We start from the raw sequence: 15,582 nt of genomic DNA, 5'->3' as shown, positions 1-15,582 counted from the left end.
AACGAGGATCCGTGCGTACTGCACCAGCTCTCATCGCCGCAGCAGGTCTCCTGCTCGTCTCCCTCACCGGGTGCACCGCTCCTGGCTCGGCGTCCTGCGACACGGGGGCGTCCGCCGGCGACGCCACCAAGCTCATCACGGTCTCGGGCGACTTCGGCGCGACGCCGTCGGTCGAGCTGCCGAAGCCGTTGTACACGAAGACCACCGAGCGCGACGTCGTGATCACCGGTGACGGTGCGCTGGTCCAGGCCGACGGCACGGTGGGCGTGAACCTGATGCTCCTCAACGGTCGTACCGGCGAGGTACTGCAGCAGACCGACTTCTCCGGTCCGGGGGCCTCGCTGATCGCCCTGGCCGGGAACCCCACGGGGTTCGCGAAAGCACTCGCCTGCACGACGGTGGGATCACGCGTGGTCGCGGCCATCTCGTCGAAGGACGCCTTCGGCCCGGCCGGCGCCAACGAGGCCATCGGCCTCAAGAAGGACGACACGATCATCCTCGTCGCCGACATCCACAGTGCCGCGCTCCCCAAGGCGGACGGCGCGGAGCGGCCGATCCCCTCGGGCTTCCCGTCCGTCGTGACGGCTCCGAGCGGTCAACCCGGGATCACGATCCCCGCAGCGCCGGCGCCGACCGAGACGAAGCAGACGCTGTCGCGCGTCGGTGACGGAGCCACCGTGAAGGCCGGCGACCAGGTCATGGTCAACTACACCGGCGTCCTGTGGGACCAGAAGAGCGTGTTCGACAGCAGCTGGGAGAAGGGGCAGCCCCTCGTCTTCCAGGCCGACGGCGGCCAGATGATCAAGGCGTTCAACGACGCGGTCGTGGGCGCGAAGGTCGGTTCCCAGATCATCCTCGTCGTCGCACCGAAGGACGGCTACGGCGACCAGGGATCCGGGACCATTCCGGGCGGGGCGACGCTCGTGTTCGTCATCGACGTGCTGGGGACGCAGCGCCCGACGCAGTAACCGCCGCTCACAGCCAGACGGCCCGTCTCCCGCCCGCGTCGCAGGGGGGAGGCGGGCCGTCCGTCGGTAGACTGGACCGGTGTCCTCAGCCCGCGAGTCCCCGAAGCCGGTGCCGGTCGAGGAGCGGCTCTTCAGCCTCGTGCTCGCCCTCCTCGCCACCCAGACCGGCCTGACGAAGAACGAGATCCTGTCGACCGTGCAGGGGTACCGTCAGCAGTACTCGAGCGGCGGTGGCAACGCCAGCCTGGAGCGACAGTTCGAGCGCGACAAGGACAACATCCGCGAGCTCGGCGTCCCCCTCGAGACGATCGAACAGCCGGGCGAACCCGGGAACAACCAGTCGATGCGCTATCGGATCCCGAAGGGTGCGTACGAGCTGCCCGCCGACGTCCGGTTCACTCCCGCGGAGTTGTCGTTGTTGTCGCTCGCGGCGACGGTGTGGCGCGAGGGTTCGCTCTCCGGTCAGTCGCAGCGAGCCATGACGAAACTGCGGTCGCTCGGCATCGAGCCGGACGAACCGATCATCGGGTACGCCCCGCGGCTGCGCACACGCGAGGCCTCGTTCGAACCGCTCGACGCCGCGCTGGAACGGCGCGCCGTCGTCGCCTTCCCCTACCTGAAACCGGGGGAGGAGCGCCCGCGCGTGCGCACCGTGGCTCCTCTCGCGCTCGTCCAGCACGAGGGGCGATGGCACCTGTTCGCGACCGACCGAACCGTGGACCAACCGCGGACGTTCCTCCTGTCGCGCATCGTCGGACCGGTGAAGCCGACGGGTGAGTCGTTCCCGGCGGACGGTGTCGACCACGCGGCCGACGCCATCGAGGGGCTTCGGCGGGTCTCCTCCTCACAACGCGCCGTGGTCCGCGTCCGACCGGGGACCGACGCCGCCGCACGTCTGGGCAACCGATACGGCGTGGCCGACGCCGACCACGCGGAACTCACGATCCCCTACCTCGACCACCACATCCTCGCCGACGAACTCGCCGGGTTCGGTCCCGAGGTCCTCGTCGTCGACCCGCCCGCTCTCGCGGACGCCGTCGCGGCGAGACTCCGGCTCGTCGTCGCCCGACACACCGACACCGATGACGCACCGGAGCCGAAGGAGCCCACCCGTGGCTAAGCGACCGGCAGCACCCCGCGCTCAAGACAAACTGATCTTCCTCCTGTCGCTCGTCCCCTACCTCATCGACCGTGAGCGGGTGACGGTCGAGGAGGCCGCCCGACACTTCGGCCTCTCGCCGCGCCAGATCCGCGAGGCGGTCGAGCTCCTCACCGTGTCGGGTGTGCCGGGCGACACCCGGCAGTATCTCGCCGGCGATCTCTTCGACATCGACTGGGGCAGCTTCGAGGAGGACGACGAGATCGTCCTCACCCACCGGGTCGCCCTGGACGACAGTCCTCGGTTCTCAGCGCGAGAGGCGTCGGCGCTCATCGCCGGTCTCCAGTCCTTGCAGCGGCTCCCGGAGTTCGTCGACAGCGACGTCATCGGCGGGGTGATGGCGAAGCTGGCGCGCGGTGCATCGTCGGCACCCGGCCAGCTCGCCGTCACGGAGTCGTACTCCGCACGAGCCGTCGGCATCATCCGCGCCGCACTCGCGGCCGGGCGAAGCGTGGCGTTCGACTACGTCGATGCGAGTGGTTCGACCGAGGCGAGGCTCGTCGACCCGCTCCGTCTCGAGTCCCAGGATCAAGACTGGTACCTGTACGGGTGGTGCCACCTCAGAGAGGCGACGCGACGCTTCCGACTGGATCGGATGACGGAGCTCCGACAGAGCGAGGCCGAGGTCGTGTTCCGCGAGGCCGAGGTCGTCGTCCCGACGGCGTTGTTCGAGCCGAGCGACTCCGACCGCAACGTCACCGTGCTCGTGCGACGTTCGGTCCTCCCACTCATCGACGACTACGTGGTCGCCGTCGACGGCGCGGCGAACACCGCGGCGGGGGCCGACGAGGTCGACGGCGAGGTGACCGCCACACTCCGTCTCGCGCATCACCACGGCCTCAAGCGGCTCGTCGCCGCCCATCCCGGACTCATCACGGTGTTGGCCCCGGCGGACGCCCGGGACGCCGTCGCCGACTGGGCTGCCGCCGGCCTCGCGCAGTACCCCGCCGTCGCCGCGGAGTGACTGCGCACACTTCCGGCGGTGTACGGGCCGATGCAGGGTAGAGTGGGGGAACCTCGACCTCGAAGATCAGGAACGAAGACTATGTTCGGCAACGCATTCACCGGATGGCACCTCGTCATCATCCTCCTCATCGTCCTGCTCCTGTTCGGCGCACCGAAGCTCCCCGGGCTCGCCCGAAGCGTCGGTCAGTCCATGCGCATCTTCAAGAGCGAGGTCAAGAGCATGCGCGACGACGAGCCCGCTGCGGGCGACGCCACGACGCCGGTCCCGCCGGCGGGCACGACGCCCGTCGAGCCGACTCCGGCCGCCACGGCCCCGCAGAAGCCGACCGACCCGCCCGTCAAGCCGTAACCCTGAGGACCAAGCGAGCCCGATGACGCCAGTACCTGGCACCCGACGAGTGCGCCTCGAATCCGCTGTCGAGCGACGGACGATCCAGCCATGGCGGTGACCGAACGGCGCCCGAAGAAGCAGAACCGCGAGGGGCGCATGTCCCTGGGCGAGCACCTCGTCGAGCTGCGGAAGCGCCTCTTCTACTCCGCCATCGGCATCATCGTCGGCATGGTCGCCGGCTTCATCGCCTCGGAGTGGATCATCGACGCGATGAGCGCACCGATCCTCGTCATCGCCGACGACCGCGGTCAGGCCTTCTTGAACTTCACGAACGTCACCAGTGCGTTCGACCTCCGGATGAAGATCGCGCTGACCACGGGCGTCGTCCTTTCGAGCCCCGTGTGGCTGTACCAGATCTGGGCCTTCCTGGTACCCGGTCTCACGAGGAAGGAACTCAAGTACGCCGTCGGCTTCTTCGCCACGGCCGTGCCGCTCTTCCTCGCCGGCTGCTACGCCGGCTGGTTCGTGCTCCCGCACATCGTCGAGCTCATGCTCGGGTTCACGCCCGCGGCCGCCGCCAACTTCCTCGACGCCACGACGTACTACGACTTTGTCCTGAAGCTCGTGCTCGCCGTCGGTGTCGCGTTCGTCCTCCCGGTGTTCCTGGTGCTCCTCAACTTCGTCGGCGTCCTCTCGGCGGCCGCGATCATCAAGGCGTGGCGCGTGGCGATCCTCGTCATCGTGCTCTTCACCGCGATCGCGACCCCTGCGGCCGACATCGTCTCGATGTTCGTGCTCGCGATCCCGATGGTCGTCCTGTACTTCGCCGCCTACGGTGTCGCCTGGCTGCACGACCGACGCGCGGCCAAGCGGCAGCTGCGCATCGACGCCGAACTCGGCAGCAAGGGCCTCGTATGACTGACGCCGCTTCCCCCGCCGAACGGTATCGGGCGGCGGCGGTCCGGAACGCGACCCCACGGCTCCAGGAGTTCCGGGCACGGCAGCGGTTCGACCTCGATGCGTTCCAACTCGAGGCCTGCGAACGGATCGAGCAGGGGAGCAGTGTGCTCGTCGCCGCGCCGACGGGGGCAGGCAAGACCATCGTCGCCGAGTTCGCCATCGCCCTCGCCATGCACGGCGCGCGCGGCAAGGTCTTCTACACCACGCCGATGAAGGCACTCAGCAATCAGAAGTTCCAGGAGCTCACCGCCGAGTACGGCTCGGAGCACGTCGGACTCCTCACGGGCGACACGAACGTCAACGGGAACGCCCGCATCGTCGTGATGACCACCGAGGTCCTGCGCAACATGCTGTACGCGGATTCCGACGCCCTGACCGACCTCGCCTTCGTCGTCATGGACGAGGTCCACTACCTCGCGGACCGCTTCCGCGGGGCGGTCTGGGAAGAGGTCATCATCCACCTCCCGCAGTCGGTCCGCATGGTGTCGTTGAGCGCCACCGTCTCGAACGCGGAGGAGTTCGGCGACTGGCTCCAGGCGGTCCGTGGCGACACCGCGGTGATCGTGTCCGAGGAGCGCCCGGTGCCGCTGACCCAGCACGTGCTGATGCGGAACAAGCTCGTCGACCTGTTCGCCGCGCCGAGCCTCGCCGACACCCACCAGGTGAACCCGGAGCTCGTGCGCATGGCCCAGTTCGGTGGACGGGCACCCAACAGCCGCCAGTACAAGGACATCAGTCGGTACAACCAGCGTCGCGCCCCGCACCGTGCCGAGAAGCTCGACCGCGGGCACTTCGTCCAGATGCTCGACGACCACCATCTGCTCCCGGCCATCTTCTTCGTCTTCAGCCGTGTCGGTTGCGACCAGGCGGTGAAGCAGGTCCTCCGCTCGGGCATCCGCTTGACCGAGGCGCACGAACGCGACGAGATCCGTCAGATCGTCGACGAACGATGCCGGACCCTGCTCGATGAGGACCTCGCCGTCCTGGGCTACTGGGAGTGGCTCGACGGCCTCGAGCGCGGCGTCGCCGCCCACCACGCCGGCCTCCTGCCGGCGTTCAAGGAGGTCGTCGAGGAACTGTTCCGTCGCAAGCTCGTGAAGGTCGTCTTCGCCACGGAGACCCTCGCACTCGGCATCAACATGCCGGCCCGGACGGTCGTCCTCGAGAAGCTCGAGAAGTTCAACGGCGAGGCCAGAGTGCCGATCACGCCGGGGGAGTACACGCAGATCACCGGACGAGCCGGTCGTCGTGGTATCGACGTCGAAGGCCATGCGGTGATCCAATGGGCCGAGGGGCTGCACCCGCAGTCGGTCGCCTCCCTCGCCTCACGACGCACCTACCCGCTCAACTCCAGCTTCCGCCCCACGTACAACATGGCCGTGAACCTCATCGACCAGTTCGGTCGGCAGCGGACGCGCCAGATCCTCGAGTCGTCGTTCGCACAATTCCAGGCAGACCGCGCCGTCGTGGGGATCGCCCGGAAGGTGCGCGAGCAGGAGTCCTCCCTCGCGGGATACGAGCGGTCGATGTCCTGTCACCTCGGTGACTTCATCGAATACGCCGGCATCAGACGCGAACTCACCGATCTCGAACGCAAGGGCGAACCGAACGGTTCGCGGGCGGCAAAGGATCGACGACAGCGCAAGCTCGCCGAGCTCCGCAAGCGGATGCGCGCCCACGCCTGCCACGTGTGCCCGCATCGGGAGGATCACGCGCGCTGGGCGGAGCGGTGGTTCAAGCTCAAGAAGCAGACCGACCAACTCCGGCAGCAGATCCAGACGCGCACGGGTGCCGTCGCCCGGGTGTTCGACCGTGTCGTCGACGTACTCCTCGAATACGACTACCTCACCCGCGACGAGCACGGGGTGGTCGTCGTCGCCGCACCTGGACGGACCTTGAAGCGGATCTACGGAGAGCGGGACCTCCTCGTCGCGGAGAGCCTGCGCACGGGTGCCTGGAACGAGCTGGACGCGGCATCGCTCGCGGCGATGGCCGCGGCGATCGTCTACGAGCCGCGACGCGAAGAGCAGAACACGCCCGAGCGCTTCCTGCCTCGCGGACCGTTCCGCTCGGCGCTCGAACGGACACAGGACATCTGGAGTCGGCTCGACGACAGCGAACGCGAGCACCGCCTCCCCGGCAGCAACCCCATCTCCACGGGGCTCTCCCTCGCCATGCACCAGTGGGCGAAGGGCGCCAACCTCGACACGGTGCTGATCGAGGCGGAGCTCGCCGCGGGCGACTTCGTTCGGTGGTGCAAGCAGACCATCGACCTGCTCGACCAGCTGCGTATCGTCGACGGGCCGGTCGGTCGCACGTCGCGTCAGGCGCTCGATTCGATCCGGCGCGGCATCGTCGCGTACAGCTCGCTGTGATCGCTGGAATGCATCGGAGCGCGCGGCCCATCCCGATCGACGCATCAGGTGACGGCCGCCCGCCGCTTCCCCTGTGGCTGGCCGTCGTGGTGGCCATCGCCGCCGGCCCCATCCTGGACGGCGGATTCCCCGATCGCGGTGTCTGGCCGCTGACCTTCGTCGGCATCGCGCTCGTCCTCCTGACCCTCATGGGTCGGAGCGTCTGGGGTGCCCTGCTCGTCGGGTTCCTGGCGGGGGAGTCGTTCTACCTGGTGCACATCGAGTGGGCGACGGCGTACCTCGGCCCCGTCCCGTGGGCGGCATTGTCGACCCTGGAGGCGATGTTCTTCGGAGCGGGGGCCGTGCTGGTGACGCTCGCCTACCGCTGGGTCCCTCGGGCGTTCCCCGGTGTCGCCGGGCGGGTCTGGCTGACGGCGGCCGTCGTTGCCGCCCTCTGGACGGCGAGGGAGACGCTCGTGAGCACCTGGCCGTACGGCGGGTTCCCGTGGGCGAGGATGTCGCTCAGCCAGTCGGAGAGCCCGTTCGCACCGCTCGTGGCCTGGGTGGGGTTCTCGGGCCTGTCGTTCCTCATGGTGCTCCTCGTCGCGTTGGCCCTCCAATTGGCCGCGACGGCCGATCTCCCCGCCGTCACCAGGGTCGGGACCGCCGTCCTCGCCGTCCTCGCGGTCCTCATCGTGCCGGCCTGGCCCACCACCACGACCGGGAGCATCCGGGTGGCGGCGATCCAGGGGAACGGCCCCGCGGGGTACTTCGATGCGGCGGCCCCCGGGACGGTCATGCAGACCCAGATCGACGAGACCCTGCGCGTCATCGATGCGGACGTCGACGTGGTGGTCTGGCCGGAGGGCAGCGCCGACCTCGATCCGCAGCGGGTCCCGCAGTCCGCAGCCGCACTCGACGCTCTGAGCCGCCGGATGGACGCACCGTTCGTCGTCGGGGCGATCTCGGAGCGGGGCGACCGCTACTTCAACTCGTCGCTGCTCTGGGATGCGGGCGACGGTGTCCGCGACGTCTACGACAAGAAGCACCCGGTGCCCTTCGGGGAGTACGTCCCCGACCGCGACTTCTGGGAGCCGTTCGCGCCCGACCTCATCGGTCTCATCCAGCGCGAGTACACCCCGGGGACGAAGGACAACGTCTTCGACATCGACGGCGTGCTCGCCGGCATCAGCATCTGCTTCGACATCGCCGACGACCAGCTCACCCGCGACGCCGTGGCGGGCGGGGCGCGCGTCGTGTTCGCGCAGACCAACAACGCGGACTTCGGCCAGACGGACGAGAACCAGCAGCAGCTGGCCATCGCCCGCCTGCGAGCGATCGAGTCGGCACGGTCGGTCGTGAACATCTCGACCGTGGGCACGAGTCAGATCATCGGCCCTGACGGCGCGACGATCGACAGCATCCCGGCGTTCCAGCCCGGTTCCATGGTGTCGGACGTGCCGCTCGCCGACACCGTGACGCCGTCGATGGCGTTCGGCCGCCAATTCGAAGCGTTCATCGGGGGCATGGGACTCGCGTCGCTGGTGCTCGCCGGCTTCGCCGCCCGGGTCCAGCGCCGAGGGCGGTGACGGACACCACCCGACCCCGTCCGGACATGACGATCGGCCGATCCGAAGTCGGATCAGCCGATCGAGGGGAGGCCTGGAATGGGCTCGGAGCTACGCGCTCTTCTGCTGGCCGCGACGCGCGCGGAGGTAGGACAGCCGCTCTTCGAGCAGTTCCTCCAGCTCGTCGCGCGAGCGACGTTCGAGCAACATGTCCCAGTGGCTCCTCGGGATCTTCACATCGCCGCGGTCGACGACCACCGGCTGTGAGTCGACGAGCAAGACAGCCTCGGCACCGCAGTGCCGGCACTCCCACAGCTCGGGGACTTCCGCATCGGCGGCGAACGTCATCGTGGTCTCGCGCTCACAACTCTGGCACCGGTAGGTGTGGTTGCTCCGCGCCGAGAATATGACGCCCTCTTCCGTTTGTAGACTCTGGGCGCCCAAGCGCATTCCGCGCAAACTGCGATCTGCCATTGTGTGGTCTCCTCTCGCTCGGCATGCACAGTTATAAACCCACAAGCTGGGTAAAGTGTTCCGTTCACCCACCCGGCTCCCAGGTCACGCCCAGCTCGCAGCTGGCGGATGGCGACGGCTCCGGGTGGACGTCGCTCAGCGCGAGCGCAGGACCTCGAAGGCGAGGTCGGACCGGTCGGTGACGAGACCGTCGACACCGAGATCGAGCAGGCGGCGCATGTCGGCCGGGTCGTTGACGGTCCAGACGTGCACTTCGACGCCGAGGGCGTGCATCCGGCGCAGGAGTCGTCTGGTCAGGAGGGGGACGCCGCGATACCGCTCGGGGATCTGGAGGGCGTGCACACCGTCCAGTGCCCGGCGGAGCGCCGCGTCGCCGCGGTGGAGGGCGACGGTCGGCAGCACTCGGAGCAGGATCGCCGCCGACGCCGAGGTGGGGATGTCCGCCGATCCGGCGTCGCCGCCGAGCGCATCCAGCACCGCCGACCGCCGATCCTCGTCGAACGAGGTGACGAGGACCCGATCGCGCGCGTCGGCCCGGAGGATGGCCTCGGCAGCCGGCAGTGCTGCAGCCGCATCCTTCACGTCCAGGTTGAAGCGCGCTTCGGGGAAGGCCATGAGCGCCTCGTGGAGCGTCGGGACACGATCACCGCCGAGGTCGATCTGCTGGAGGTCCGCCAGGTCCAGCTCGGCGATCGGCCTCGGATCGCCGGTGATCCGCCGCAAGGACGCGTCGTGGAAGAGGACCGCATGCCCGTCGCGCGTGCGGTGCGTGTCGGTCTCGAGAGCGTCGGCGCCCGTGGCGAGGGCCCGACGGAAGGAGGACAGCGTGTTCTCCGGAACACCAGGACCGGCCAGCCCTCGGTGCGCGAACACCCGAGGACCGGCCGGCTGGAAGAAGGGGAGGCTCGATGCCGCCACCGTGTGCTCAGGACTCCGGGTGGCCGGGTACTTGCGTGGACGCCGAGGCCGACGACGCCTGGGCCGACGACGACGACGGCGTGAACGGCGGCGCCGCGGCGGCGGCTGCAGCAGACCGAGCGGCAGCCGCTGGGTCGCGCGTGTTGCCGGGTCCGAACGCGGAGCCGATGCCCTTGAGTGCTTCCGTCAGTTCACTCGGGATCACCCAGAGCTTGTTGGCCTGACCTTCGGCGAGCTTCGGGAGCATCTGCAGGTACTGGTACCCGAGGAGCTTCTCGTCCGGGTCGCCGTCGTGGATGGCCTTGAAGACCGTCTGGATGGCCGAGGCCTCACCCTGCGCCCGCAGGACGGCGGCCTGCGCGTCACCCTCGGCGCGGAGGATCTCCGCCTGTCGGGCACCCTCCGCGGTCAGGATCGCGGACTGCTTGGTTCCCTCCGCGGTCAGGATGAGCGCTCGGCGATCCCGCTCGGCGCGCATCTGCTTCTCCATCGAGTCCTGGATCGAGAGCGGCGGATCGATCGCCTTGAGCTCGACGCGGCCGACGCGGATGCCCCACTTGCCGGTCGCCTCGTCGAGGACGATCCGGAGCTTGCTGTTGATCTCGTCTCGGCTGGTGAGCGCCTCCTCGAGATTCAAGCCACCGACGACGTTCCTGAGGGTCGTCGTCGTGAGCTGCTCGACGGCACCCAGGTAGTTCGCGATCTCATAGGTGGCCGCACGAGCGTCGGTGACCTGGAAGTAGACGACCGTGTCGATCGAGACGACGAGGTTGTCCTCGGTGATCACCGGCTGGGGCGGGAACGACACGACGGTCTCGCGGAGGTCGATGAGCGGCCGCAGGCGGTCGATGAAGGGGATGAGGAGGTTCAAGCCCGGCAGGAGGGTCTTGTGGTACTTCCCGAGCCGTTCGACCACGCCTGCACTGGCCTGCGGGATGATGCGGATGGAGCGGAACAGCACCACCAGCACGAAGATGACGACGATGGCGGCGATCACCCAGCCGATGATCGCTCCTGATGAGATGTCGTTCACGACTGCTCCTTCTGCTCGCCCGACGGGGTCGGGTGGGTTGGGACGGGGATGACGACGGCGGTGGCGCCGTCGACGACGGACAGGATGATGCGGGTGCCTGGCTCCAGCGAGGAGGCGGGGGAGTCCAGGGGGGTGCGGGCGGTCCAGACCTCGCCGTTGCCGAGCTTGACCTGGCCGCCGTGCGGGGTGACCGTGGACATGACGAGCCCCGGCATGCCGAGCAGCGCGTCGATGTTGCTCCTGGCCGGGTCCGCGCCGCGTTGCAACGCTCGGAGCAGGGGCGGCCTGACGGCGAGGAGCAGGAGGACGGCGGCGGCCGCGGCGATGAGCAGCTGCAACCACCACGGGGCTCCGACCAGGCCGGAGAGCAACCCGACGACGCCTCCGAGCGCGAGCATCAGGAAGGTGAACTCCAGCGAAAGGATCTCGATGATGACGAACACGAGGATCACCACCAGCCAGGCGATCCAGGCGTACTCGGTGATGACGTCCATGATGTGGATTCCTCCCGGATCGGCTCGTGCGACTGCCGCCTCGTGACCCGGGGGAGCGCGAGACGGTGCGCCGGTCGTCAGCAACGCTATCAGGTGGACCGTGCGCGCGACCGGATCCGTCCGTCCGGTTGTTGGTAGGGTCGTTGGCTGGAACCAGCCGCCGACAAGCGGCCCCAGAACTGAAGGAGCCCTCCCGTGACGAACCCTCTGGCCGCCGGATCCCTCGCCGGGAAGAACGTCCTCGTGACGGGCTCGTCGCGCGGCATCGGCGCAGACACCATCCGATACTTCGCCGGCGCCGGCGCGAACGTGGTCATCAACTACCGCAACAAGGAGGCGCGCGCCGTCAAGCTCGCCGACGAGGTGCGGGCGCTCGGTGTGCAGGCGGTCGTCGTCGGAGCCGACCTCACGGATCCGGCCTCGGTCGCCGCGATGTTCGCGACGACGAAAGCCGAGCTGGGCGACCTCGACGTCCTGGTCCTGAACGCCTCCGGAGGCATGGAGAGCGGCATGGCCGAGGACTACGCCATGCAGCTCAACCGTGACGCCCAGGTGAGCGTGGTCGAGCACGCCATGCCGCTGCTGCGCCCGGGCTCACGGATCGTCTTCGTCACGAGCCACCAGGCGCACTTCATCCGGACCACCCCGACGATGCCCGAGTACGTGCCCGTCGCGACCTCCAAGCGAGCCGGTGAGGACGCCCTCCGCGCCAAGCAGGACACCTTCGACGCTGCCGGGGTCGACTTCGTCGTCGTGTCGGGCGACATGATCGAGGGGACCATCACCGCGACCCTGCTGGAACGCGCGAACCCTGGTGCGATCAGCTCGCGCAAGGAGTCGGCCGGACGTCTCTACAACGTCGGCGAGTTCGCTGCGGAGGTCGCCGCAGCCGCGGTGGAGCCGATCCCCGCGCAGCACACCCGGTACGTCGGCGACACGAGCGACTTCATCGCCGAATAGTCGACACCCATCGCACGCAGGACGCCCGGGCTCACGAGAGCCCGGGCGTCCTGCGTGTTCCGGCCGGGTTCAGCCGGCGAGACCGGCCCGCTTCACCTGCTTGCCGAAGGTGACCGCCTGGATGATCTCGACGACGCCGGCGGCGATGAGGAAGAACGCGGTGACGAGCAGCAGCGTGAAGGCGGCGAGGAGCGGGTTCGCGAGCACGAACACGCCGGCGACGACACTGATCACCCCGTAGAGGACCGTGATCCACCGCGACACGTCCGGTGCTGCGTCGAACAGTGAGGCGACGCCTTCGACGATCCAGGAGAGGCCGATCACGAAGACGAGCGCGCCGATACCGAGCAACGGGTCGATGACGATGTAGACGCCTGCCGCGAGGAGCAGCACGCCGAACACGATGGTGAGGACCCTCCAGAGTCCACCGTGCTCCCGCGCGAGGACGCCGCGAACGATGCGGGCGATCCCGGCGATGAGGAAGTAGATCGCGAAGATCCAGGCGACGGCGACGAGCGACGCCTTCGGCGCGAGCAGCAGGAAGACTCCGAGGAGGATGGTGAGGACACCGCCGACGGCGAACGCCCAACGGACGCCGGAGATCTGCCCGGCGGTGAGTTTCGCCGCATTCAAGGTGTAGGTGGTCACGGACGGTTCGGTCATGGTCGGCTCCTGACAGGTGGACGGTGCGGTGGCGCCTCCGAGCGATCGGACCGCCTGCCATCAGTGTGACGCATCCGTACAGGGTTTTCCCAGCATGACCTCGGAAGTCACCTCGACGGCCGCCTTCGTCGGTCGGACGCCGACCGAGCACGGCGGCTACGCTGATCGCCATGGACGCCGCATCGCATGACACCCGGGTCGCCGACACCCACGACGTGATCCGGGTCAAGGGCGCCCGTGAGCACAATCTCCGAAACGTCGACGTCGAGCTCCCGAAGCGTCGTCTGACGGTCTTCACCGGTGTGTCCGGCTCGGGGAAGAGCTCGCTCGTGTTCGGGACGATCGCGGCCGAGTCCCAGCGCATGATCAACGAAACCTACAGCGCCTTCGTCCAGGGCTTCATGCCGTCGCAGGCACGCCCGGACGTCGACGTGCTCGAAGGGCTCACCACGGCGATCATCGTCGATCAGGAGCGGATGGGGTCGAACTCGCGGTCGACGGTCGGCACGGCGACCGACGCGAACACCATGTTGCGCATCCTCTTCAGTCGGCTCGGAGACCCGGCCATCGGGTCGCCGCAGGCGTTCTCCTTCAACGTCGCCTCGATCAGCGGCGCCGGAGCGGTGACCATCGAGCGTGGGGGACAGAGCACGAAGGAGCGGCGGAGCTTCTCGATCACTGGCGGGATGTGCCCGCAGTGCGAGGGCATGGGCACAGTGAACGACATCGACCGCTCCCAGCTCTACGACGCCACGAAGTCGCTCAACGAGGGCGCGCTCACCATCCCCGGCTACACACCGGACGGGTGGGGTGTGCGCATCTTCACCGGCTCCGGCTTCCTCGACGCGGACAAACCCATCCAGGACTACACGGAGCGCGAGCTCCACGACTTCCTCCACAAGGAGCCTGTGAAGGTCAAGGTCGGCGACATCAACATGACCTACGAGGGTCTGATCCCGAAGGTGCAGAAGTCGTTCCTCTCGAAGGATCGTGAGGCGATGCAGCCACACATCCGCGCCTTCGTGGACCGTGCCGTCACCTTCACCACCTGTCCCACGTGCCAGGGGACCCGTCTGAGCGAGGGCGCACGGAGCTCCCGTATCGCCGGACGGAACATCGCGGAGCTGTGCGCGATGCAGATCAGCGACCTCGCGGCGTGGATCCGGGGGCTCGACGAGCCGTCGGTGCGACCGCTGCTGACGGTCCTCCAGGAGACCTTGGACTCCTTCGTCGCCATCGGGCTGGGGTACCTGTCCCTCGACCGTGCCACCGGTACCCTCTCGGGTGGCGAAGCACAGCGGACCAAGATGATCCGCCATCTCGGATCGTCACTCACCGATGTGACGTATGTCTTCGACGAGCCGACCGTCGGACTGCACCCCCACGACATCCAGCGGATGAACGAACTCCTCCTGCGACTCCGCGACAAAGGCAACACCGTCCTCGTCGTCGAACACAAACCGGAGACGATCACGATCGCCGACCACGTCGTCGACCTCGGCCCCGGAGCCGGCAGGAGCGGGGGACAGGTGATGTTCGAGGGGACGGTCGACGGTCTGCGGGCCAGCGACACCCTCACCGGACGCCACCTCGACGACCGGGCGGCACTGAAGCCGGATGTACGTCGTCCGACGGGGGTCATCGAGGTCCGCGGAGCAGTTCGGCACAACCTCCAGGGCGTCGACGTCGACGTACCACTGGGCGTCCTGGTGGTCGTCACGGGCGTCGCCGGCTCGGGGAAGAGCTCCCTCATCCACGGTTCGATCGCCGGACGTCCGGGCGTCGTGACGGTGGACCAGAGCCCGATCCGCGGCTCGCGTCGCAGCAACCCGGCGACCTACACCGGCCTGCTCGAACCCATCCGCAAGGCGTTCGCGAAGGCGAACGGCGTGAAGCCCGCGCTGTTCAGCTCGAACTCGGCCGGAGCCTGCCCGAACTGCAACGGTGCCGGTGTCGTCTTCACCGATCTCGGTGTCATGGCGAGCGTGTCGGCCGTCTGCGAGGTGTGCGAGGGCCGCCGCTTCGACGCTTCCGTTCTGGAATATCACTTGGGGGAGCGGGACATCAGTGACGTGCTCGCCATGTCCGTGACAGAGGCCGAGGCGTTCTTCGCCGAGGGGCCGGCCCGGACGCCCGCCGCACACGCGATCCTGGCACGACTCGCAGATGTCGGACTGGGGTACCTCAGCCTCGGCCAGCCGTTGACGACCCTGTCGGGCGGTGAACGCCAGCGGCTCAAGCTGGCGACGCAGATGGCCGACGCCGGCGACGTCTACATCCTGGACGAGCCGACGACGGGCCTGCACCTCGCCGACGTGGAACAGCTGCTCGGGTTGCTCGACCGCCTGGTGGACTCGGGCAAGTCGGTGATCGTCATCGAGCACCATCAGGCGGTGATGGCTCACGCGGACTGGATCGTCGATCTGGGGCCAGGCGCGGGTCACGACGGCGGGCGCTTGGTGTTCGCCGGGACGCCCGGAGCACTCATCGAAGCGCGATCGACCCTGACTGCAGAACATCTGGCGCGGTACGTGGGCGCCTGAAGCAGGCTGACCGTCAAAGCGATTTCCGGTTCGGTGATCCGTGACCTGGTGAGCTGATCCGACCCCGCTCGTGGCGGGCTGTAGAGAGCTGATAATGCACATTATGTCAACTCAGTGATCCAGGGCCCTCCTCCCATCTCCGGCTCGTGCGGTGTCCGCGTGGACGGGTACGCCGAACCGCCACGCCGGTT

Annotated in this window: 14 protein-coding genes; 9 read left to right on the top strand and 5 right to left on the bottom strand. The window is 68.4% G+C overall.

From position 1 onward, the window contains the following. Nucleotides 1-11 precede the first annotated feature (11 nt). The 7 genes from ASF68_RS00845 to lnt all read left to right on the top strand — a co-directional run bounded on the left by ASF68_RS00845 (nucleotide 12) and on the right by lnt (nucleotide 8,327). Nucleotides 12-968: an FKBP-type peptidyl-prolyl cis-trans isomerase gene (locus tag ASF68_RS00845; protein WP_056005551.1), complete on the top strand. Its 957-nt coding sequence runs from the start codon at nucleotides 12-14 to the stop codon at nucleotides 966-968. A gap of 79 nt (nucleotides 969-1,047) precedes the next feature. Then, the gene (locus ASF68_RS00840) at nucleotides 1,048-2,088 is read left to right on the top strand and encodes a YafY family protein (RefSeq protein ID WP_056005548.1); all 1,041 of its coding nucleotides are present in this window, start codon (nucleotides 1,048-1,050) and stop codon (nucleotides 2,086-2,088) included. Continuing rightward, entirely contained in the window at nucleotides 2,081-3,091 is a 1,011-nt protein-coding gene (locus ASF68_RS00835) for a YafY family protein (RefSeq protein WP_056005543.1), read from the top strand. The genes ASF68_RS00840 and ASF68_RS00835 overlap by 8 nt, the downstream gene beginning before the upstream one ends. Before the next feature lie 81 nt (nucleotides 3,092-3,172). Continuing rightward, entirely contained in the window at nucleotides 3,173-3,442 is a 270-nt protein-coding gene (gene tatA / locus ASF68_RS00830; RefSeq protein ID WP_056005540.1) for a Sec-independent protein translocase subunit TatA, read from the top strand. A gap of 138 nt (nucleotides 3,443-3,580) precedes the next feature. Beyond that, nucleotides 3,581-4,342 (top strand): twin-arginine translocase subunit TatC, encoded by a 762-nt coding sequence (tatC, locus tag ASF68_RS00825; RefSeq protein ID WP_056011150.1) that lies wholly within the window; start codon nucleotides 3,581-3,583, stop codon nucleotides 4,340-4,342. Further along, nucleotides 4,339-6,759 carry an RNA helicase gene (locus ASF68_RS00820; RefSeq protein ID WP_056005538.1) on the top strand — a complete coding sequence of 807 codons (2,421 nt, stop codon included), beginning with the start codon at nucleotides 4,339-4,341 and terminating at the stop codon, nucleotides 6,757-6,759. Before tatC ends, ASF68_RS00820 begins: the two co-directional genes overlap by 4 nt. 8 nt (nucleotides 6,760-6,767) lie before the next feature. After that, on the top strand, nucleotides 6,768-8,327 hold the full coding sequence (lnt, locus tag ASF68_RS00815; protein WP_056005535.1) for an apolipoprotein N-acyltransferase: 1,560 nt from the start codon (nucleotides 6,768-6,770) through the stop codon (nucleotides 8,325-8,327). Nucleotides 8,328-8,417: 90 nt separating this feature from the next. Here lnt and ASF68_RS00810 read toward each other — a convergent pair whose 3' ends face one another. The 4 genes from ASF68_RS00810 to ASF68_RS00795 all read right to left on the bottom strand — a co-directional run bounded on the left by ASF68_RS00810 (nucleotide 8,418) and on the right by ASF68_RS00795 (nucleotide 11,225). Then, the gene (locus ASF68_RS00810; protein WP_056005533.1) at nucleotides 8,418-8,780 is read right to left on the bottom strand and encodes an RNA polymerase-binding protein RbpA; all 363 of its coding nucleotides are present in this window, start codon (nucleotides 8,778-8,780) and stop codon (nucleotides 8,418-8,420) included. A 135-nt stretch (nucleotides 8,781-8,915) separates the two neighbouring features. Beyond that, nucleotides 8,916-9,698, bottom strand: a complete 783-nt coding sequence (locus tag ASF68_RS00805) for a glycerophosphodiester phosphodiesterase family protein (protein ID WP_056005530.1) — start codon at nucleotides 9,696-9,698, stop codon at nucleotides 8,916-8,918. A gap of 7 nt (nucleotides 9,699-9,705) precedes the next feature. Then, on the bottom strand, nucleotides 9,706-10,731 hold the full coding sequence (locus ASF68_RS00800; RefSeq protein WP_056005527.1) for an SPFH domain-containing protein: 1,026 nt from the start codon (nucleotides 10,729-10,731) through the stop codon (nucleotides 9,706-9,708). Beyond that, nucleotides 10,728-11,225 carry an NfeD family protein gene (locus ASF68_RS00795; protein ID WP_056005524.1) on the bottom strand — a complete coding sequence of 166 codons (498 nt, stop codon included), beginning with the start codon at nucleotides 11,223-11,225 and terminating at the stop codon, nucleotides 10,728-10,730. The genes ASF68_RS00800 and ASF68_RS00795 overlap by 4 nt, the downstream gene beginning before the upstream one ends. 195 nt (nucleotides 11,226-11,420) lie before the next feature. On the opposite strand from ASF68_RS00795, the gene ASF68_RS00790 reads away from it, so the two are divergent. Further along, complete coding sequence (locus tag ASF68_RS00790; RefSeq protein ID WP_056005521.1) at nucleotides 11,421-12,185, top strand: SDR family oxidoreductase; 765 nt, start codon at nucleotides 11,421-11,423, stop codon at nucleotides 12,183-12,185. A gap of 69 nt (nucleotides 12,186-12,254) precedes the next feature. On the opposite strand, the gene ASF68_RS00785 is transcribed toward ASF68_RS00790, so the two are convergent. Then, a complete protein-coding gene (locus ASF68_RS00785; RefSeq protein WP_056005518.1) occupies nucleotides 12,255-12,848 on the bottom strand; it encodes an HdeD family acid-resistance protein in 594 nt (197 codons plus the stop codon). 170 nt (nucleotides 12,849-13,018) lie between these two features. Between ASF68_RS00785 and ASF68_RS00780 the strand changes: the two genes are divergently transcribed. Continuing rightward, complete coding sequence (locus ASF68_RS00780; RefSeq protein WP_056005515.1) at nucleotides 13,019-15,391, top strand: excinuclease ABC subunit UvrA; 2,373 nt, start codon at nucleotides 13,019-13,021, stop codon at nucleotides 15,389-15,391. The last annotated feature ends 191 nt before the right edge of the window (nucleotides 15,392-15,582 follow it).

Source organism: Plantibacter sp. Leaf314 (assembly GCF_001423185.1).
Classification (GTDB): domain Bacteria; phylum Actinomycetota; class Actinomycetes; order Actinomycetales; family Microbacteriaceae; genus Plantibacter.
This window is presented reverse-complemented; position numbering and strand designations above follow the sequence as displayed.